Below are 20,098 nucleotides of genomic sequence, written 5' to 3' on the forward strand. Positions count from 1 at the left end.
CTTACGGGGGCGGTTGTGTCGCTTTTGGTCTCGCTTTGCCGGGCCTTGGGCGGTATTTCTCAGGCCGAACACCAGACAGGGGAAATCGCATGGCACTGGATGAACGCAAGGGCGTCTGGAAATCGGGCAAGGGCAAGGGGCGTCATACCCCCAAGGGCCGCCAGTTGGAGGATCAGCCATGGGCCGAAATACAAACCCTGTTGGGCGATGCCCCCCGGCGTCGTGATCTGCTGATCGAATATCTGCACCTCATTCAGGACAAATTCGGCCATCTGTCGGCAGCGCACCTGCGCGCCCTGGCCGAAGAAATGCGTATCAGTCAGGCCGAGGTCTATGAGGTCGCAACCTTCTACGCCCATTTCGATGTGGTGAAAGAGGGCGAAACGCCCCCACCAGCGCTGACCATTCGGGTCTGCGATTCACTTTCCTGCGAGCTGGCTGGTGCGCAACAATTGCAAAAGGCACTGGAAAACGGGCTTGATGCCAGTCAGGTCCGGGTTCTGCGGGCGCCCTGCATGGGGCGTTGCGACACCGCTCCTGTACTCGAACTCGGCCATAACCACATTGATCATGCCACGCCTGAAAAGGTTCAGGCGGCGATCTCGGCACAGGATACCCACGCGCATATCCCTGAGTATCAGGTGTTTGACGCCTATTGCGCCGATGGTGGGTATCAGACACTAGCGGATATCCGCGCCACGGGTGAATTCGATGCCATTCAGCAGACCCTGCTTGATTCAGGTCTGCGCGGCCTTGGTGGTGCTGGTTTCCCCTCGGGGCGCAAGTGGGGTTTCGTGCGCGCTGCCGAAGGCCCGCGATACCTGGCTGTAAACGGCGACGAGGGCGAGCCGGGCACCTTCAAGGATCGGTTTTACCTTGAGCGGCAACCTCATGTTTTTCTTGAGGGAATGCTGATTGCTGCTTGGGCGGTCGAGGCTGAAACCTGCTTTATCTACATGCGCGATGAATACCCCGCCGTCCTTGAAATTCTGCGTCGCGAGATCAAGGCGCTGGAAGACGCCAAAATCGTCGCGCCCGGGTACATCGATCTGCGCCGCGGTGCCGGCGCCTATATCTGCGGTGAAGAATCCGCGATGATCGAATCGATCGAGGGTAAGCGCGGCTTGCCACGCCACCGGCCCCCCTTCGTGGCGCAGGTCGGCATCTTCAACCGCCCCACTTTGGTGAACAATGTCGAAACCCTTTACTGGGTCACTAAAATTCTGCGCGAGGGTGGCGAAGTTCTTTCCGGTGTCGAGAAAAACGGCCGTAAGGGTCTGCGTTCCTATTCGGTTTCGGGCCGGGTCAAGAACCCCGGCGTGCACCTGCTGCCAGCGGGTTCAACCATCACCGATATCATCGCGGCCTCTGGCGGCATGCTCGACGGTCACGCCTTCAAGGCCTATCAGCCGGGCGGCCCGTCCTCGGGCCTGCTACCGGCCAGCATGAACGATATTCCGCTCGATTTTGACACGCTGCAACCGCACGGCACTTTCATCGGTTCGGCGGCGGTCGTTGTATTGTCGGATCAGGACAGCGCCAGACAGGCCGCCCTCAACATGCTGCGTTTCTTCGAGGATGAAAGCTGTGGTCAGTGCACGCCTTGTCGTGTGGGCTGTGAAAAGGCGGTCAAGCTGATGCAGGCTGATAAATGGGATCAGCCATTGCTGGAAGAGCTTTGCACGGCGATGGGCGATGCCTCAATCTGTGGTCTGGGGCAGGCGGCGCCGAACCCGATCCGCCTGACAATGAAGCATTTCCCCGACGAGGTGTAACAGAATCCCCTGTATTTCCTGCTCCGGCTTTTGGCCCCGCAGCAAGATACCTGTCTGAGGCTTCCAAATCAGCGCAATCCGCATTAGGTGGTGATTAAAGCGTTTCGTAGTCGATCTGGTTCAAGGATCGAACGCGAAACGCCCACAACATTGTTTAGGTTTTACGGCACTTCATCTTGCCTGAGATTCAGGAACAAGGTGAATCGCTTTAACAACCTCATCGGAGGGCGCATGGCGTTTTTCAAGAAACTCAAGGAAAAGCTTTTCAGGTCTTCCTCCAAGATCGAAGAAGGTCTGGATGCGATCGTCGAAGAGGGCGGCGAAGAAGAGGAAAACGAGGTTGAAGAGGCCCCGGTTGACGCCATCGCAGCCGAACCCGAACCCGAACCCGAACCTGAAGTCGAAGTTGAACCAGAAGCTGATCCGGTTCCCGACCCGGCACCGACACCCGAACCAGAGCCAGAACAGATCCCCGCACCCGCGCCAGGGCCTGAACCCGCGCCGGAGCCTACGCCCGAACCCGAGCCCACCCCGATTCCCCAACCCGAGCCGGAACCTGATCCGATCCCCGAACCGGCTCCGGCCCCATCGCCCGAGGCTGAACCGGAACCCGCGCCGCAAGAACTGCCGCCCGAACCGGCCGAAGTACCCGATCCGGCTCCGGTTGAATTACCCGAGGCCACGCCGCAGGAAACGCCAGTACCTGCGCCCGACCCAATGCCAGCGACGACGCCGGCTGAAATCCCGGTCGGAGTGCCGGGCGACGTCCAGTACTCTTCGCGGCCCGGCTTTCTGGGGCGTCTTCTGGGCCGTAAGGAAAAGAAAACCATCGTCCGCCGTGCGCTAGATGACGATATGCTGGAACAGCTTGAAGAGCTGCTGATCACCGCCGACATGGGTGTGGATACCGCCTTGCGTGTCACGGCTAATATGGCCGAGGGCCGGATGGGCAAGAAACTGTCCACCCAGGAAATCAAGGAACTGCTATCAGGTGAAATTGCCCGCATCATGGAGCCGGTCGCCCGCCCGATGCCGCTTTATCCCAACCGACCGCAGGTGGTGTTGGTGGTCGGTGTCAACGGCTCGGGCAAGACCACAACCATTGGCAAGCTGGCCAGCCAGTTCAAGGCTGCGGGGAAATCCGTGGTCATCGCCGCCGGCGATACCTTTCGGGCCGCCGCCGTTGAACAGCTGCAAATCTGGGGTGATCGTGCGGGTGTGCCGGTCCTGACCGCGCCCGAGGGCAGCGATCCGGCCAGTCTGGCGTTCGATGCGATGACGCAGGCGCAAAAGGACGGGGCCGATCTGCTGATGATCGATACCGCAGGTCGCTTGCAAAACCGGGCTGATCTGATGGAGGAACTGGCCAAGATTGTTCGTGTCATTCGCAAAAAGGATGAAACCGCACCGCATAACACCCTGTTGGTTCTGGACGCCACGACCGGCCAGAATGCTTTGTCTCAGGTCGAAACCTTCCAGAAACTTGCCGATGTTTCAGGCCTGGTCATGACCAAGCTTGACGGCACCGCCAAGGGCGGAGTTCTGGTCGCTCTCGCAGACAGGTTCGGCCTGCCGATCCATGCCATAGGCGTGGGTGAGCAGATTGATGATCTGGCCCCCTTTGATCCGCAGGAATTTGCCGCCGCCCTGACCGGGTTGGAGACATGATCACATTCGGGTGGCGTTCGATGTGCGCCCCCCTTTCATTTTTCCAAAAATACTCGCCTGGGTCCGGGCGGCGTCAGCTCCCGGCTATCCGGGGATGAGCGACTGGCTGATCTCACTAGAAGGTTCCGAGGCGGGGCATCAGCTGGCTCTTGTGCTGGCCTTGCTGGCAGCGGTGCTGCATGCGGTTTTTGGCGCCCTGCAAAAAGGAAGGCACGATCCCTGGCTGACCCGCGGCGCGATTGATTTCAGCTATGCGGTCATGGCTGCACCCTTTGCCTTTTTCGTTGTGCCCTGGCCTGAACCCCATATGTGGCCGATCTTTTTCGGGGCCTGGGCAATTCATCTGATCTACAAGATCCTGCAGGCGATGGCCTATACAAGAGGGGCCTATACGGTGGTCTACCCTGTGGTTCGTGGTACCGGTCCACTTTTCACGGTGATCGGGGCTTATCTGCTGTTTTCCGAAACCTTCACCTTCACACAGTGGATGGGGGTTCTGGTCCTGCTCGTCGGAATCTACGGTCTGGCCGTCTATAATCTGCGAACCATCAGCCTTGATCGCGATACCATGCCACTGGCGCTTGGGTTGGCGGTGCTGACCGGCCTGTTTGTGGCGCTTTATACCACGTATGACGCCTACGGCATCCGGGCTGCGGCCGATCCCTTTACCTTTCTGGCGTGGTTCTTCTTTTTTGACGGGCTGGTAATACCCGTAGTTGCCTATTTGCGCTATCGTAACCTGCCCACCCCACCCACACCCGGACCCCTGATGCTGCGCGGTGTTGCGGGGGGACTGGTGGCGTTCATGTCCTTCGGGTCGATCATGCTGGCCACCCGCCTTGACAAGGTGGGCGAGGCGGCGGTGCTGCGCGAAACCTCAACCGTATTTGCCGCCCTCATCGGCTGGTTGGTGCTGCGCGAAACGGTTGGCCCGCGACGGATTGCCCTGATGGCATTGATTGCAGCCGGGGCTGTGATAGTTGAAATGGGCGGATGAACTCATTTTGTACAGAATCCGCTTACAAACCTTACGGAGCTTACATAACTGATGGCTGACACAAAACCACCCGGATGGCTGAAAACCGCGCTTGAACTGGGCCCGATCCTTGGCTTTTTTGCTGCTTATCTTTGGCTCAAGGGGCACGTTTTTTCCATTGGTGGCACCGACTATGAGGGTTTCATCGTCGTCACTGCGGGATTCATCCCGGTGTTTCTGCTGTCAATGGGGCTTTTGTGGAGGCTAACGGGTCATTTATCCAAAATGCAGGTCGTTACGGCCGTTTTGATTGTGGTCTTTGGCGGTCTAAGCGTTTGGTTCAACGATCCGCGGTTTTTCAAAATGAAGCCAACGATCATCTACCTGCTTTTTGGTGGGGCGCTTGGTCTGGGTCTGATGCGCGGGCGGTCTTATCTGCAATATGTAATGGACGGTGTGATGCCCCTGACCCATGCGGGCTGGATGCTTCTTACCCGCCGGTTAATGATTTTCTTTCTGATACTTGCGGTGCTGAACGAATTGATCTGGCGTACTCAAAGTGAAGAAACCTGGGTCTATTTCAAGACGTTCGGACTGACGGCGGCGATCTTTATTTTCTTTATGACACAGGGAAAACTGTTTCAGGATCATAGCCTTACAGAGAGCGATTCAGACTAGCTTCTCCTAGGCTGTCTGGTCACCTCGGGGACGAAAAAAAATGAGTCTGCGGTTGTATATCTTGGAATGCCCACATCTATGCCGGGGTTTAGCCTGAATTTGCGGTCAGACCTGTGGCATGATCAAACGACTCTCAACCCGCTTATGGCACGTCACCACATCCATTCCGCCTATACGGCCGGAAAATGTGCTGCCGATTGTAATAATGATGATCCTTTGGGTCGTGCTGCGTCAGCTGGCCATATCAGAAGACAATGCATTTGTGGTTTCGGTTGTTGTGGCCGAGGCCTATGCGATTTGGCGTAACCTGCCGAACGCTGCGTATAGCCTTAAAAAAGTTGAGTCCGGCAAACCCGGCATGCTGCGCTGGCCAGTGGCTTTGTTGATTGTGCTGGCGGCCTTGCAACTGTGGTTGAACAATCCTTTGTTTACGCAGCGTGTATTGACCGGATTTAGCGTATTTTTCCTTTTGATCATGGTCTTTGGCATAAGGCGTGAAAAGGATTTGCTGGATCGTGTTGCGCCGATAGCTGAGAATGATTCCGTCACGGTTGAGCGGGTCAGCCTGCTTCGCATCAATGCGTTGGCTGCGGCGATGGTCGTCGGCGTGAATGAACTTTTGATTGCCTTTGAAACGCTTTCCGTCTGGATCACGGTGATGCCGGTTTTTGTTCTGGTTTTGCATGCATTCTACTGGTTCATGGTGTTGATGGCGCTGCCGTCGGAAGAGTCAGCCGTCTGATCTTGTAGGGCCAGGTCTGCTTCCCTTTTATTCACCTTCCTGTCGGCACGACTGCAACAAGTAAATCCCTTGTGAAGCGCATCACCAAAACGCGCTGCAGTGTTGACGCATAATCTTCCTGCGGCTAAAGCAGGGATGTGGCGATTTGTTACCGGATTGCGGGCCACGTAAAATAATACCGCTAAAGAGGTCAGGATGAGGGACCCCCTTTCGCTTGACCGCGTCGGGGGTTTTTTTATGGGCTGAGCAGCCCGGAGGTTAGAGATGAGCGATACCTGGAACACACGCACCAAGCTGGTCCATGGCGGTACGCGCCGCAGTCAGTACAATGAAGTCAGCGAAGCGATCTTTCTGACGCAGGGCTTTGTTTATAATACTGCCGAAGAGGCCGAGTCGCGGTTTCTGAAATCGGGTCCGGATGAATTTATTTATGCCCGGTACGGAAACCCGACCGTTGCAATGTTTGAAGACCGCATTGCGGCGCTGGAAGGCGCAGAAGACGCATTTGCCACTGCAAGCGGCATGGCGGCGGTTAGTGGTGCACTCACGTCGATGTTGCGCGCAGGCGATCACGTGGTAGCCGCCCGGGCGTTGTTTGGATCCTGTCTTTACGTTCTGGAAGAGGTGCTGACCCGCTTTGGTGTCGAGGTAAGTTTTGTCGACGGAACTGATCTGGCCCAATGGAAGGCGGCCTTACGGGCGAATACCAAGGTGGTCTTCTTTGAAACAATAGCAAACCCCACGCTGGAGGTGGTTGATATCGCGGGCGTCGCCAGCCTTGCTCATGCCGTTGGGGCGAGTGTTGTGATCGACAACGTTTTTGCCACACCAGTTTTTTCAAAGGCCATCGCACAAGGGGCTGATGTCGTGGTGTATTCGGCGACCAAACATATTGACGGGCAGGGCAGGGCCCTGGGCGGTGTGATACTTGGGTCCCGCGACTTCATTCGCGGAACGGTTGAGCCTTACATGAAGCACACTGGCGGCTCGATGTCGCCCTTCACGGCGTGGATCATGCTGAAGGGCCTTGAAACGATTGATCTGCGCGTGCGGGCGCAGGCAGCGTCTGCCCTGGCGATGGCAGACGCTTTGCAGGGCCATGAAAAGTTGTCGCGAGTAATCTATCCGGGACATCCCAGCCACGCCCAGAATGCGTTGGTTGAACGGCAAATGGGTAAAGGTGGCACAGTCATTTCGCTTGAAATCAAGGGTGGGCAGGCGGCGGCATTTGCTTTTCTAAATGCGCTGGAGATTGTATTGATCTCGAACAATCTGGGGGACGCAAAATCTATCGCTACGCATCCGGCTACCACAACCCATCAGCGTTTACCGGAAGAGCAAAAAGCGTCGCTTGGCATAACACCGGGGTTGGTGCGCCTAAGTGTTGGTATCGAGGATGCGGATGACCTGATTGCGGATGTAAAACAGGCCCTGGCCAAGGTATAATCCACAACGATACATTCGCAGCCGTCGAACTGGCCCCCCCTTAACATCGCGTCTTGTTTCCGGGGCGCCGCCTATGCTTTGTCGATGGATCTTGCGGCGTCGCAACACTGTTTTTGATAAGCCTCTCCAAAAGGATTGATCTATTCCGCCGATTTCAGCGTAATTTACTATGATATTGGTATTTTAGCTGCAAACCCTTATGTTGGGGGCCGGCAGCACGGATAAGGAAGCCATGCAATGAATATACGTCCGTCTGACGTAAAGCAGTTACCTGACCGGGAAGAGGCGAAAACAGCATTGGCGCTGTTGCGTCAATGGGCAGAAACCGCCACGCCGGAAGAAGTTGCTGATCTGGATCCGGCCATAGCGCGGCTGCTGCCATCTGGTGTGGTCTCAAACTATCCGATGCTGTCACGGGAGTACCCGGAAGGTTTTACCACTGACGAAGGCTATCGTGCGACCCTGCCAGATCTTCAAAATGGCCCCAGTTCGCTGATCCGCGGTGCAAAACAACATCTTCAGCATGTCGGAATTTCAAATTTCCGCCTTCCCATCCGGTTTCACACCCGCGACGACGGAGATCTGACACTAGAGACATCGGTGACCGGTACTGTCAGTCTTGAGGCTGGCAAGAAGGGCATCAACATGTCGCGGATCATGCGAAGCTTTTACAAGCATGCAGCTAAGACCTTTAGCTTTGAAGTGGTCGAAGCGGCGCTGGATGACTACATTACCGATCTCGATAGCATTGATGCCCGTCTGCAGATGCGCTTTTCATATCCTGCCAAGGTTCAGTCGCTGCGATCGGGACTGGAAGGATATCAATATTACGACATCGCATTGGAACTGGTCGAGTCAGGCGGCCTGCGGCGCAAGTTCATGCACCTTGACTATGTCTACTCTTCAACCTGTCCTTGCTCACTTGAACTAAGCGAACATGCCCGTCAGGCCCGTGGCCAACTGGCGACGCCGCATTCGCAGCGTTCTGTGGCGCGTATATCAGTTGAGGTCAAAGGGGGCGACTGCCTGTGGTTTGAAGACTTGATCGACATGGCGCGTCAGGCTGTGCCGACGGAAACCCAAGTTATGGTCAAACGAGAGGATGAGCAGGCCTTTGCCGAGTTGAACGCTGCCAACCCAATCTTTGTCGAAGACGCGGCCCGGCTGTTTTGCAAACAATTGCTGGCCGATCCGCGTATCGGTGATTTTCGGATTGTCGCCAGCCACCAGGAAAGCCTTCACAGCCACGATGCTGTCAGTGTTCTGACGGAAGGTGCGACATTTGCAGCAGACAGTCTTGATCCGAAACTATTTAACACGCTGTTTCATGTAGGTTGATCGACAGGCCTACGTTGCGGCGTATCCAGGGCGCCTGTTTTTTCATCATGTATTGCTGTGCCATGGCTAGATTTCGCGCACGTTACGCGATGTCGATTGATATTGCGCAACCAATGTGTGATTCATCAGCGCTTTCTGCTTTACGCTCCTGTCATGTGCGCGTGTAAAAGCCATGTCAGAACAACCCAATGAGGATTCCCCTATGACTCCCGCCGCTCTCCCCCTGAAACTGTCTGCCGCAAGTGTGCGGATGGCCGGTTATATGATCGAAAACAATCTGCGCGTTGCGCAGATCTTTGGACAAGCTGCAATATCTTCAAATCCATTCTTGGCGCAGGTCAAAGTCAAGTCGGCAAAATCCGTCGCGAAAGACGTCAACGAGAACTCGCTTTCGTCGACGAAAACCAGCGGTTTGGCGGCGCCAATCAAAACAGCCAAAGTCAAATCGGCGGCTTCCACGCAAACCAGACCAGTGTTGCAAAAATCTACCCCAATGCCCAAAGCGCCAGTAACTGAGGTCAAAAAGGCCAAACCGGTTGCTACAGCACCAAAATCGCAGCCTGCGGTGCAAGATGTAAAAACCGTAGCAAAGGCGGCTGTATCCCAAGCGACGTCGCCGACTAAACCCGTGATCGGGGACAAGCCCAAAAAGCTTGACGCGCAATCTGTTGTCGCGGCCAAGCCGGTAAAGACAGTCGTGCCAGCAGCAACGCCCGTTGCGCGTGCTGAGATGGCAAATGACACCAAAGTGGCGACGGCCAAACCACGTCGCGAGCCGGCAACACCGCCCGCGATGCCTGCGGCACCTAAAGCTCAGGTGAAGCCTGCCGAAAAACACTCAAAGAAATAAGAACCTTCTGGCCGGGGTGCCATTTTTTGCAACCCGGCTATTCGGACTTGTTTGTGGTAAAGTCAGCGCTACTTACCTAACTTGGCGTCAGGGAGGGAACCAGACTAATACCCAGCGAGAGGTTTCCAATGACATACGTTTCCACCAAATCCTATACCATTTCAATCCGGGGAGCTTTTGGCGCGTTTGGGGCGGCCATTCTGCGATGGTTCGAGGCTTACGCGGACACCCGAGTGTCGCCGCGCCGCAAACAGATTGAAGCGCTGGAAGCTAAAAGCGATGCTGAATTAGCCGGGATGGGGCTGAGTCGTGACCAGATTGCCTATTATGTTTTCCGGGACGTGTTCTATACCTGAGACCGCCTTGCAGTTGTCTCGTGAAAGTTTCAAGCGTTCCGAATTCAAAGTTTGATCCAACCTGAACTTGGGACGCTTTACCGCGCCAGTGTGGTTTTTCTCTTAACCGTTTGCCGGACGGGTCTGAGTTACTTGACACTGGGGCGGCAGGGGGCCAACTCTGCGCCTCATGTTTGATCTGCGACCCGTCGGATATGTTATTGGCCTAATGGTCATGGCCCTGGGGCTGACCATGGTGCTGCCAATGCTGGTGGATATTGCCGAAGGGCTGGGCCATTGGCCTGTCTTCGCGGAAAGTGCCGCCCTGACAACCCTCGTCGGAGGGTTTGTCGCCCTGGCCTGCCGCAATGGCGTGCGCGAAGGATTGACCATCCAGCAAACATTCCTGCTGACAACGGGTGTGTGGTTGGCCCTGCCAATCTTCGGTGCGATTCCATTTATCCTCGGCGCGACCGAAGCACGTGTTGTCGACGCTTTTTTTGAGGCGATGTCAGGGCTGACGACAACTGGATCTACAGTTTTCACCGGCCTCGATGACCTGCCCAAAGGTTTACTTTTGTGGCGCGGGTTAATGCAGTGGCTGGGCGGGGTCGGGATCATCGTTGTGGCTATGGTATTTTTGCCAGAGCTTCGGGTTGGCGGCATGCAGATTTTCCGCTCGGAAGCGTTTGAAACTGATGGGAAAATTCTGCCCAGAGCGACTGAAATTTCTTCTCAGATTTCAGTGATTTACCTAAGCCTTACACTGGCCTGTGTCGCGACCTACCTGTTTCTTGGAATGAATCCTTTTGACGCAACTGTGCATGCGCTGACCACAGTTTCCACCGGTGGGTTCTCGAACTACGATGCGTCATTTGGCACCTTTTCAGGCCCTGCAGAATACGCCGCTTCGGTTTTCATGATTCTCGCGGCCCTTCCGTTTGTGAGATATGTTCAGTTGGTCAATGGTAACTCCACGCCTTTGTTGCGGGACACGCAAATTCACACGTTTCTCATGATCATTGGTGTTCTGGTTGTTGTCACCTCAATTGTCCTGACCTCGATCTTTCCGCATCACTGGGAACAGGCGGTGCGCGAGGCCCTGTTCAACATAACTTCGATCATTTCAGGTACAGGTTATGCGTCGGTAGATTATATGAATTGGGGAAATTTCCTGATCAGCATGTTCTTTTTCATCGGGCTGATCGGCGGATGCGCCGGATCCACAGCCTGTTCAGTCAAAATTTTCAGGTATCAGCTGCTTTTTTCGTCCATCAGGGCACAGGTCAGGCGCATTCATTCGCCGCATGGGGTGTTTATACCACGCTACCAAGGCCGACCGATTGACGATGATGTCCTAAGTTCGGTCATGTCTTTTTTCATGTTTTTTCTGGTGACCCTCGGGCTTGTTGCCGTGGCGCTTGGTCTGACAGGTCTGGATTTTACAACATCGGTATCGGGCGCTGCGACTGCGGTTGGCAATATCGGTCCGGGTCTGGGTGACATCATCGGTCCTTCGGGCAACTTTGCAACTTTAAGTGACGCCGCAAAATGGGTTTTGGCTATTGCGATGCTGATTGGACGGCTCGAACTTTTGGCCGTCTATGCGATCTTTACTGTCAGCTTCTGGAGAGTGTAATGGCAACGCGACCCCTGGGTACGCAAATCAGCCATATGCTGAAATCCCGTGGTGTCGATACAATTTTCGGAATTCCCGGCGTTCATAATCAGGAACTGTACCGAGGCATCGAAGAGGCGGGCATCAAGCATGTTCTGGCGCGTCACGAGCAGGGGCAGGGTTTTATGGCGGGGCTGATGACTGGCGGCAGGTGGTGGATCGTTTGCAGCCCGACCGGCCCTCATTAATGCATATGACGCCTGATTTACGGCAATCGGAAATCAGGCATGCACGTACGGGGCATGTGCATCAAGATTTCATGGTCGACCCAGAAAGCTTATTCCCAGCACCTGACCAAAACAGTCATACCTGCGGCCTTGTGTGTCAGCACTTCAGGCGGAATCTGTTTCTGTTCTGATGTCTTTGAGATCGAAATGCCTGCTTGCGTCAGAACTTGTTGCACCGCGTCCGCATCGGCGGCAAAGCTCACGCCTTCAGGTAGTTTGCGACCACTCTGACTTGCGGGCAGCAACATTCCGAGAACGGCACCGCCGGCATCAATCACAGGTCCGCCAACATCACCATCCAGCGCCGCCAGAGCCAGACGTTTAAGGCTTTTTTCGCCGTTTAATCCGCGGACATCAGACAGCTGGCCGAATGTTAGCGTCGGGGCGCCCAGAACTCCGCCATAGGAATATCCGGCGACGGCGATATCAGACTTCAAGCGGGGTATAACTTGTTGGAAGGCTGCAATCGTCAAGGGCGCCAGGTTTTCAAGTGGCCGGAGAACAGCAATGCCCAAACCATTGTTACTGGCTGCAACTTCTGCTTCGTGTCCGTCTTCAATCGTGATCCTTCTACAGCTTTCCACCACTTCAACAGTCGTTACAACTGTTCCTGCTTGATCGACAAAAAAGCCCGAGCGCGAAAAGATCGGACGCCGGATTTCCAACCCCGATACCAGATCAATACTTTGCTCTTCATGGTTTCCAGCGTTGGCATCCAGAACCCCGTCGATACGCGCAAAGCTTTGCTGCATTTCACCCAATAGCCGGGTGCGCCGCTCTTCGTCGCCCGCTGGCCAGACAAGTGAGAAGCCCTTGATTTGACCGTTCTGCAACCAGACCTCGGTATGTGAAATGGTCAATGCGCTTTCACCAATCAGCGTAAATGCATTCTGTTTCAGCGTTCGAGGTCCTGTTTCCGGCACGATTTCCAGGGTTTGCATGATGTCGTAGAGACCGGTCAGAGTGTCGCTGTCACCCTCCTGACTGATCAACAGAACGCTCGCATCGACATCACCGGTGGCAGTATAGTGCGCGAAGGGGGGATCGTACTTCTGAAAGGCAACTATATCCAACGGCATTTTGATTGATATGCCAGCGGCAGCGTCGCTGACCATTTGCAGGCCCAGCCCCTCAAGAACCGCATTGTATTGGCGCATCAATTCGGCGCGCTGTTTTGTTGTCAGAATTCCAGTACCTTCGAAATTATTAGCCTCTTGCCACCGCGCCATAGAACTGCGGGTGCCGCGACCAAAGGCGGCGTCAATGGCCCCGTCGTAAAACCCGGCCCACTTCAGCGCGATTTGCAGATCGGCCCTGTCTTCACGGCTAAGCAGGCGTTCGCCTTGCCGGGCTTGACTGGGGGTTTCATCCGCAGGCTCTGTCAGGGGCTCTGCGGCAAGGGTCTCTGGCTCGGGTTCAGGCGTCTGGGCCGTCTGGATATCCGGGGTGTTCAAAGGTGTACGGTTCAAAAAATTCGCGCCGATCGGCCAGAATTGTTGCCGGTAACTGCTGCTGAACGCGATATAGCTGTCACGTGGAATGATACCTTCACTGCGGTAGACCCGCAAAACCTGTTCTGCATCCTCGGTTGTATAGGGGCCCAGAGCAATTGCGTACCATCCGCTGCTCAGGGAAAATCCGTTTACATCCTGCAGCGCTGTCGCATACCGGCGAATGCTTTCCTGTGCGCGTGCCAGACTGGGCTGCGCCTCGACCTGAACCCAGACCACTTGCTTCTGCTGCGACAGGGCCGTCGTAGCAGGAAGCAAAATCATTAAAACCATCAACAGAAAATAACGCGTCATACTATTTCGTGCCCTTGCCATTACCGAACTGCCTTTGTGACAGCATTTGCGACCCTTTTATCAAATTTGCATGCGCGTGCACTGAAAATATGCGGCCAGCCGTGATTGACCCGACCGTATCGGGGCCGTAGGTAAGAGCGGCGAATTCACCCGCTTGGTTCAGGGGACGGGCATGGTAGAAAAAAACAGCAAGCCACGATGCTTTCAGGACATAATTCTGCGGCTTCAGACCTATTGGGCGTCACAAGGCTGTGCCGTGATGCAACCCTACGACATGGAGGTCGGCGCTGGTACTTTTCATCCGGCGACAACCCTGCGGTCACTGGGGTCAAAACCATGGGCTGCGGCCTATGTGCAGCCTTCGCGCCGTCCGACCGACGGTCGTTATGGCGAAAACCCCAACAGGCTGCAGCATTACTATCAGTACCAGGTGCTGATCAAACCCAGCCCCCCAAATTTGCAGGAGCTTTATCTTGGAAGTCTCGAGGCGATCGGCATTGACATGGCTTTGCATGATATCCGGTTTGTCGAAGATGACTGGGAAAGCCCGACGCTGGGGGCCTGGGGCCTGGGATGGGAAGTGTGGTGCGACGGAATGGAAGTTTCGCAATTCACCTATTTCCAGCAGGTTGGCGGGCATGACTGTCATCCGGTTTCCGGTGAATTGACCTATGGGCTGGAGCGGCTGGCGATGTATGTACTGGGGGTCGATCACGTGATGGACATGCCCTTTAACGATCCGGATGCACCGATTCAGTTGAAATATGGCGATGTGTTCCAGCAGACCGAGCAGGAATATTCGCGATGGAACTTTGATGTGGCCAACACAACGGTTCTTCTCAAACAGTTTGAAGAAGCTGAAGCCGAGTGCGAGGCTATCCTGTCGCATCCGCATGAAGACCCCAAGACCGGCCGCCGAATTGTGATGGCTCACCCGGCTTATGACCAATGCATCAAGGCGTCGCACCTGTTCAACCTTCTGGATGCACGCGGGGTGATTTCTGTTACGGAAAGGCAGGCCTACATTGGACGTGTCCGCACTTTGGCCAAGAAATGTGCCGATGCCTTTGTACAAACCGAGGCCGGGGGATACATGGCGTGATAGGTAAAATCCTAGCGGGGGCGATTTTGGTTACAGCGTTGGTGGCCGGCGCGGCCATGTACTATTTGCAGGTCTATTATTTTTATGAACCTGTCACCGTCAATGGCGTGGATGATGTGCAAATGACATCAATGGTTTCGGGGCAGCCGGAACCGGTTCTCTATGATGATTTCGAAGCAATCGATGCCAGCAGTTCGCCCATTCGCTATCGCGCCTGTTTCAAAACGACAATGAGCCACGCCATGCTGACTGAAACCTACCAGCCATACGAATCCCCCGAACCGCTGACGGCGCCCGGCTGGTTCGACTGCTTTGATGCCACGGCACTTGGGGCGGAACTGGAAGCAGGCCGCGCTCTGGCCTTTCTGGGCACCCGCGACGTGCAATATGGTATCGACCGCGTTGTTGCTATCACCGAGGATGGTCGCGGTTACGTCTGGCACCAGATCAACAATTGCGGCGAGGTTATTTTCGATGGCCAGACAGCGCCAGCCAACTGCCCCGAACCTCCACAAGGGTACTGACCAATATGCCTGATCTTCTGATCGAACTTTTCTCTGAAGAAATTCCCGCCCGCATGCAAACCCGTGCGGCCGAGGATCTGAAAGCGCGTGTTACCGATGCGCTGGTCGAGGCCGGTTTGACATACGCCGGGGCCGCCGCTTTTTCGACGCCACGCCGCCTGACACTGGCCGTGCAGGGGCTGCTTGCCGAAAGCCCAACCGTCAAAGAAGAGCGTAAGGGCCCCCGCGTTGACGCCCCCGAGAAAGCCATCGAAGGATTTTTGCGTGGCGCAGGGGTATCCCGTGAACAGCTTGAAGTTCGTGACGAGAAGAAGGGCCAGGTCTATTTCGCCATGATCACCAAGCCCGGACGCCCGGCTACTGAAATCGTGGCCGAAGTTCTGGAGCAGGTCATTCGCAATTTCCCCTGGCCCAAATCCATGCGATGGGGGTCGGGTAGCCTCCGGTGGGTGCGACCGCTTCATTCGATCCTGTGCATCCTGACCAATGATGCCGCTGAGGTCGATGTGGTTGACCTGAATATCGACGGGATCAAGGCCGGGAATACCACCCGGGGACACCGCTTTATGGGGGCAGGACAGATCTCTGTTTCCTCATTTGACGACTATCAGTCCAAATTGAAACGCGAACACGTCATACTTGATGCCAAAGAGCGCGCCGATCATATCTGGCAGGACGCGACCAATCAGGCCTTTGCCGCTGGCCTGGAATTGATGGAGGACCGCAGTCTTCTGGCCGAGGTCGCTGGGCTTGTTGAGTGGCCTGTTGTTCTGATGGGCAAGATCGACGAGGCGTTCCTGGAATTGCCTCCCGAGGTATTGCAGACATCGATGAAAGAGCACCAGAAGTTCTTTTCGGTGAAAAACCCTAAAACCGGTCGGATTGAGCGGTTTGTCACGGTTGCAAATATTGAAACTGCTGACCAAGGGGCGACTATCCTGGCTGGCAATCAGAAAGTTTTGTCAGCGCGCTTGGCGGATGCAAAATTCTTTTGGGAAAACGATTTGCGCGTGGCCAATGCGGGCATGGACGCATGGATTGAGCAGCTTGAGAATGTTACTTTCGAACGCCAGCTTGGTACGCAGGCGGCCCGGATTGTACGTATCGCACTGCTCGCCCGCGAGATGGCCCCAGTTCTGGGGGCTGATCCTGATTTGGCCGAGCAGGCCGCAAAGGTCGCCAAGGCCGATCTCAGCTCGGAAATGGTGTATGAATTTCCAGAGCTGCAGGGTCTGATGGGGCGCTATTATGCGAAAGCGGCAGGTTTGCCTGATGAGGTGGCCGCCGCCTGCGAAGAGCATTACTCGCCCTTGGGGCCGTCCGATGACGTGCCCCCGGCGCCGGTATCGCAAGCGGTCGCGCTGGCGGACAAGCTGGATACGCTGACCGGATTTTGGGCGATTGGTGAAAAACCCACTGGGTCAAAAGACCCGTTTGCGCTGCGCCGTGCAGCGTTGGGGGTGATCCGGATCATTCTGGATGGCAAGCACCGCCTGAAACTTGACCGCTTTGTGGATGGTCAGCTTTTGCGTCACAAGATCAGCCTCAATCGTTTCAAGGCGAACGAAGGCGAAATTGACACGCTTGAGGAAGTGCTGAAAGAAATTGCAGATCGCGGTGTTTTCGGTGCGGCCTGGCACGCAGTGCTGGATCGTGTCGCGGGCAAGGATGGGGCCCCCGATACCGACAAAGGCAGCCTTTTGCACACCGTTGGCGATGCGGTTCCAGATATCAGTACCGACCTGCTTGCGTTTTTCCACGAACGGCTAAAGGTTTATCTGCGTGACCGCGGTCTGCGCCACGATGTGATTGACGCCTGTCTGGAGTTGGATGGCGGCGATGACCTTTCCCTGATCGTCGCACGTGCAACAGCGCTTTCGGACGTTCTGAAAACCGATGACGGAGAAAATCTGTTGCAGGGTTTCCGGCGTGCAAACAACATTCTGTCCCAGGCCGAGGAAAAGGACGGAGTTGAATATTCTTACGGTGCCGACGTCAAATTTGCGGAAACAGACGTGGAAAAAGAACTGTTCGCTGCGTTGGACACGGCCGAGGAGGCCATCAACACCGCAATTGCAACCGAGGACTTTGTAAGCGCGATGGCTGCAATGGCTACATTGCGTACCCCGATCGATGCATTTTTCGACGCGGTGCAGGTCAATACAGACAATGCTGTTGTGCGCCGCAACCGTCTGAATCTGCTTAGCCGAATTCGCCATATCTGCCTGTCTGCGGCTGATCTGACCCGGGTCGAGGGCTGATATTTTCAGATTCTGATGTGTGGCTAGCGACAAGATGAATTATTGCTGGTCATCTTTGGGCTAAAACGCCGCTGGTTCTGCCCCTTGCCTTGTGCGCCGTCGCGGGTATGCTGCACCAACAAAGAGAAGGGTGCCGCAGTGCAGCAAGGCGACAAAGATATCACTCTGATTACCCCTACGGCACCGATTACAGCCAAAACCCACGGGGGACGGGCGAAGTGCCTGCAACGTCTTGTGCGCCTTGACCTTCCGGTGCCGCGCACGATTGCCTTGTCGTTTGACGCGGTGCATTCCATCGCCGCTGGCGAATTACCGGATATGAACGCCATTCTGGAACCATTCGGGGATGCGCCGCTGCTTTGTGTGCGTCCCTCATCGGAAGATCCCGATTGGGGTGGGCCGGGTGCCATACTTAATATCGGCATGAACGACGCCCGTTATGTCGAGCTTTCCGACCAGATCGGAAAGGTTGCGGCGGCTGAGATTTATCTGCGTTTCGTGCAATCGTATGCCATCCATGTGGCGCGGTTGGACCCGGATATTCTGGACGATGTCGTGGAAGAGCCAACCGAAGGGCTGGGGCAGGCGTTGCGTGCCTATGAAGAGGAAACAGAAGAAGAGTTTCCTCAGGACCCGGCGGTGCAAATGTCCGAGGTTTTGCGCTCGATGGCCCGCGCATGGGAAGGCACAACCGCGCGCCTTTTAAGGCAGGCGAAAGGTGCGCCAGCGGACGCGGGCCTTGGGTTGGTGGTGCAACAGTTGGCTCTTGGATTAGGCTATGGCGAATGCGGCTCCGGTGTGATGCAACTGGTCAACAGCCAGACTGGCGAGCGTAAGATTACGGGTCGGTATCTGTCGCAATCGCAGGGACGCGAGGCGTTGAGCAGCGGTAGCGATGCGCTGTTTCTGGAACGTGACCCGCGCGGCCCCTCACTGGAAGAACTGGCACCAGAGGCCTTTGAACAACTCAAATCCCACACAGCGCTGATGCGGGAAAAGCTGCGCGAGGAAATGCAGTCGGAGTTCACCATCGAGAATGGAAAAGTGTACCTTCTGGACGGCCTGCGTGTGGCCCGCAATGCACGCGCAGCCGTCAGTATCGCTGTTAATCTGGCCGAGGACGGCATCATCAGCCGTGAAGAGGCATTGATGCGGGTTGAACCACGCGCCCTGAATGAACTGCTGCACCAGCAGGTCGACCCGGAGGCCAAACGCGATATCCTGGCCCGTGGTATCGCAGCCAGCCCGGGGGCTGCGGCTGGACAAATTGTTTTCTCTGCTGCCGAAGCGCAGGCAAGTGAATCGCGTGGTGAGGCGTGTATTTTGGTCCGTCGCGAGACGAGCCCCGAGGATATTCGCGGGATGCATGCGGCCGTTGCTGTGTTGACAGAGCGGGGGGGGATGACCAGCCATGCCGCCGTTATCGGACGCGGGATCGGGTTGCCTTGCGTTGTAGGTGCATCGGAAATCCGCTTTCAGGCGAGAAAAAAACAGCTGACCTTTCCGGACGGCCGAGTTTTGAAACAGGGTGACATGATCACCATCGATGGAAGCAATGGCCACGTTTTGGCTGGCGAAACCCCGTTGCTTGAATCCTCGCGCGACAAATCGCTCCAGATTTTGATGGAGTGGGCCGATGACGTTCGCGACATTGCAGTGCGTGCCAATGCCGACACTCCTGCCGATGCCAAAGTGGCCCGTAATTTCAAGGCGCAGGGAATTGGTTTGTGCCGGACCGAGCATATGTTCTTTGAAGCGGACCGGCTGACTGTCATGCGCGAGATGATCTTTGCCGACACCAGCAAAGATCGCGCCGCAGCGCTTGAGCTTTTGTTGCCAATGCAACGAGATGATTTCACTGATCTGTTTCGTATCATGCAGGGTCAGCCCGTGTGCATCAGATTGCTTGATCCGCCGCTGCACGAGTTTTTGCCCACCGACCGCGCCGGACATCTGCAACTGGCCGAGGCGCTTGATCTGCCATTGTCTGTCGTTACACGCCGGGTCGAGGCATTGGGTGAATATAACCCCATGTTGGGCATGCGCGGCGTGAGGCTGGGTATAACCGTGCCGGAAATTTATGACATGCAGGCGCGTGCCATCTTTGAAGCGACGATTGAGGCCAGCCACGAAAGCAAGCCTGTCGTGCCCGAGATAATGATCCCACTGGTATCGGCCCGACGCGAAGTTGAAATGGTCAAAGCCCGGGTTGATGCCGTGGCGGCTGCGGTGCGCAACGAGACAGGCGAAGATTTCACCTATCGGCTCGGGGTCATGGTTGAAACCCCACGCGCCGCCTTGCGCGCGGCGGAAATCGCGCCCTTGGTGGCCTTTCTCAGCTTCGGCACAAACGATCTTACGCAGATGACCTATGGGCTATCACGAGATGATGCTGGCAGGTTTATGTCCGAATACGTGCGTCAGGGTGTCTTCCCGGAAGATCCGTTTCATACGCTGGATATCGACGGTGTCGGAGAGCTATTGCAGATCGGGGCAGAGCGGGGTCGCTCTGCCAATCACGATGTTTTTCTGTCAATCTGTGGCGAGCATGGCGGCAATCCCGAATCAATCGCTTTCTGCCGTGAGGCGGGATTTGACTATGTTTCCTGCTCTCCGTTCAGGGTGCCGGTGGCGCGACTTGCTGCCGCACAGTTAGCGGTAAAAGATAAAATCGGATAGAAATTTTGGGAATG

Annotated in this window: 15 protein-coding genes, 1 pseudogene and 1 riboswitch; of the genes and pseudogenes, 15 read left to right on the top strand and 1 reads right to left on the bottom strand. The window is 55.8% G+C overall.

Annotated elements, in window-relative coordinates; translation table 11 throughout:
- Positions 1–89: 89 nt before the first annotated feature.
- From PEL8287_RS06975 to PEL8287_RS07025, 11 genes and pseudogenes are all read left to right on the top strand, one after another.
- The gene (locus PEL8287_RS06975; protein WP_085891664.1) at positions 90–1,775 is read left to right on the top strand and encodes an NAD(P)H-dependent oxidoreductase subunit E; all 1,686 of its coding nucleotides are present in this window, start codon (positions 90–92) and stop codon (positions 1,773–1,775) included.
- 231 nt (positions 1,776–2,006) lie between these two features.
- Positions 2,007–3,443, top strand: a complete 1,437-nt coding sequence (gene ftsY, locus PEL8287_RS06980) for a signal recognition particle-docking protein FtsY (RefSeq protein ID WP_085891665.1) — start codon at positions 2,007–2,009, stop codon at positions 3,441–3,443.
- Between the two features lie 94 nt (positions 3,444–3,537).
- A complete protein-coding gene (locus PEL8287_RS06985) occupies positions 3,538–4,440 on the top strand; it encodes an EamA family transporter (protein WP_085891947.1) in 903 nt (300 codons plus the stop codon).
- A gap of 51 nt (positions 4,441–4,491) precedes the next feature.
- On the top strand, positions 4,492–5,097 hold the full coding sequence (locus PEL8287_RS06990; RefSeq protein WP_085891666.1) for an inner membrane-spanning protein YciB: 606 nt from the start codon (positions 4,492–4,494) through the stop codon (positions 5,095–5,097).
- Between the two features lie 118 nt (positions 5,098–5,215).
- On the top strand, positions 5,216–5,839 hold the full coding sequence (locus tag PEL8287_RS06995) for a hypothetical protein (protein WP_139837723.1): 624 nt from the start codon (positions 5,216–5,218) through the stop codon (positions 5,837–5,839).
- Between the two features lie 127 nt (positions 5,840–5,966).
- Positions 5,967–6,045: riboswitch (SAM riboswitch) on the top strand.
- Between the two features lie 58 nt (positions 6,046–6,103).
- Positions 6,104–7,285, top strand: coding sequence for an O-succinylhomoserine sulfhydrylase (gene metZ, locus PEL8287_RS07000; protein WP_085891668.1), 1,182 nt, complete (start codon positions 6,104–6,106; stop codon positions 7,283–7,285).
- A gap of 237 nt (positions 7,286–7,522) precedes the next feature.
- Complete coding sequence (folE2, locus tag PEL8287_RS07005) at positions 7,523–8,623, top strand: GTP cyclohydrolase FolE2 (protein WP_085891669.1); 1,101 nt, start codon at positions 7,523–7,525, stop codon at positions 8,621–8,623.
- Between the two features lie 172 nt (positions 8,624–8,795).
- Positions 8,796–9,473: a hypothetical protein gene (locus PEL8287_RS07010; RefSeq protein WP_176228576.1), complete on the top strand. Its 678-nt coding sequence runs from the start codon at positions 8,796–8,798 to the stop codon at positions 9,471–9,473.
- Positions 9,474–9,601: 128 nt separating this feature from the next.
- Positions 9,602–9,829 carry a hypothetical protein gene (locus PEL8287_RS07015; protein ID WP_085891671.1) on the top strand — a complete coding sequence of 76 codons (228 nt, stop codon included), beginning with the start codon at positions 9,602–9,604 and terminating at the stop codon, positions 9,827–9,829.
- 169 nt (positions 9,830–9,998) lie between these two features.
- Positions 9,999–11,447: a TrkH family potassium uptake protein gene (locus tag PEL8287_RS07020; protein ID WP_085891672.1), complete on the top strand. Its 1,449-nt coding sequence runs from the start codon at positions 9,999–10,001 to the stop codon at positions 11,445–11,447.
- Positions 11,447–11,668 (top strand): annotated as a pseudogene (locus tag PEL8287_RS07025) (thiamine pyrophosphate-binding protein); the annotation flags it as partial. The gene PEL8287_RS07020 and the pseudogene PEL8287_RS07025, both read left to right, overlap by 1 nt.
- Before the next feature lie 95 nt (positions 11,669–11,763).
- On the opposite strand, the gene PEL8287_RS07030 reads toward PEL8287_RS07025, so the two are convergent.
- Positions 11,764–13,518, bottom strand: coding sequence for a serine protease (locus tag PEL8287_RS07030; protein WP_085891673.1), 1,755 nt, complete (start codon positions 13,516–13,518; stop codon positions 11,764–11,766).
- Between the two features lie 172 nt (positions 13,519–13,690).
- Between PEL8287_RS07030 and PEL8287_RS07035 the strand changes: the two genes are divergently transcribed.
- The 4 genes from PEL8287_RS07035 to PEL8287_RS07050 all read left to right on the top strand — a co-directional run bounded on the left by PEL8287_RS07035 (position 13,691) and on the right by PEL8287_RS07050 (position 20,084).
- Complete coding sequence (locus tag PEL8287_RS07035) at positions 13,691–14,620, top strand: glycine--tRNA ligase subunit alpha (protein ID WP_085891674.1); 930 nt, start codon at positions 13,691–13,693, stop codon at positions 14,618–14,620.
- Positions 14,620–15,144 carry a DUF6446 family protein gene (locus PEL8287_RS07040; RefSeq protein WP_085891948.1) on the top strand — a complete coding sequence of 175 codons (525 nt, stop codon included), beginning with the start codon at positions 14,620–14,622 and terminating at the stop codon, positions 15,142–15,144. The genes PEL8287_RS07035 and PEL8287_RS07040 overlap by 1 nt, the downstream gene beginning before the upstream one ends.
- A 5-nt stretch (positions 15,145–15,149) precedes the next feature.
- Complete coding sequence (gene glyS / locus PEL8287_RS07045) at positions 15,150–17,405, top strand: glycine--tRNA ligase subunit beta (protein WP_085891675.1); 2,256 nt, start codon at positions 15,150–15,152, stop codon at positions 17,403–17,405.
- 138 nt (positions 17,406–17,543) lie between these two features.
- Entirely contained in the window at positions 17,544–20,084 is a 2,541-nt protein-coding gene (locus PEL8287_RS07050; protein WP_085891949.1) for a putative PEP-binding protein, read from the top strand.
- Positions 20,085–20,098: the final 14 nt, after the last annotated feature.

Source organism: Roseovarius litorisediminis (assembly GCF_900172295.1).
In the GTDB taxonomy this organism is placed as follows: Bacteria; Pseudomonadota; Alphaproteobacteria; order Rhodobacterales; family Rhodobacteraceae; genus Roseovarius; species Roseovarius litorisediminis.

What these genes read in the sequence shown, in the direction of transcription:
- PEL8287_RS06975 (WP_085891664.1), top strand. Translation starts at nt 90, where the DNA reads ATGGCACTGGATGAACGCAAGGGCGTCTGGAAATCGGGCAAGGGCAAG.
- ftsY (WP_085891665.1), top strand. Translation starts at nt 2,007, where the DNA reads ATGGCGTTTTTCAAGAAACTCAAGGAAAAGCTTTTCAGGTCTTCCTCC.
- PEL8287_RS06985 (WP_085891947.1), top strand. Translation starts at nt 3,538, where the DNA reads ATGAGCGACTGGCTGATCTCACTAGAAGGTTCCGAGGCGGGGCATCAG.
- PEL8287_RS06990 (WP_085891666.1), top strand. Translation starts at nt 4,492, where the DNA reads ATGGCTGACACAAAACCACCCGGATGGCTGAAAACCGCGCTTGAACTG.
- PEL8287_RS06995 (WP_139837723.1), top strand. Translation starts at nt 5,216, where the DNA reads ATGATCAAACGACTCTCAACCCGCTTATGGCACGTCACCACATCCATT.
- metZ (WP_085891668.1), top strand. Translation starts at nt 6,104, where the DNA reads ATGAGCGATACCTGGAACACACGCACCAAGCTGGTCCATGGCGGTACG.
- folE2 (WP_085891669.1), top strand. Translation starts at nt 7,523, where the DNA reads ATGAATATACGTCCGTCTGACGTAAAGCAGTTACCTGACCGGGAAGAG.
- PEL8287_RS07010 (WP_176228576.1), top strand. Translation starts at nt 8,796, where the DNA reads ATGTCAGAACAACCCAATGAGGATTCCCCTATGACTCCCGCCGCTCTC.
- PEL8287_RS07015 (WP_085891671.1), top strand. Translation starts at nt 9,602, where the DNA reads ATGACATACGTTTCCACCAAATCCTATACCATTTCAATCCGGGGAGCT.
- PEL8287_RS07020 (WP_085891672.1), top strand. Translation starts at nt 9,999, where the DNA reads ATGTTTGATCTGCGACCCGTCGGATATGTTATTGGCCTAATGGTCATG.
- PEL8287_RS07030 (WP_085891673.1), bottom strand. Translation starts at nt 13,518, where the DNA reads ATGACGCGTTATTTTCTGTTGATGGTTTTAATGATTTTGCTTCCTGCT.
- PEL8287_RS07035 (WP_085891674.1), top strand. Translation starts at nt 13,691, where the DNA reads ATGGTAGAAAAAAACAGCAAGCCACGATGCTTTCAGGACATAATTCTG.
- glyS (WP_085891675.1), top strand. Translation starts at nt 15,150, where the DNA reads ATGCCTGATCTTCTGATCGAACTTTTCTCTGAAGAAATTCCCGCCCGC.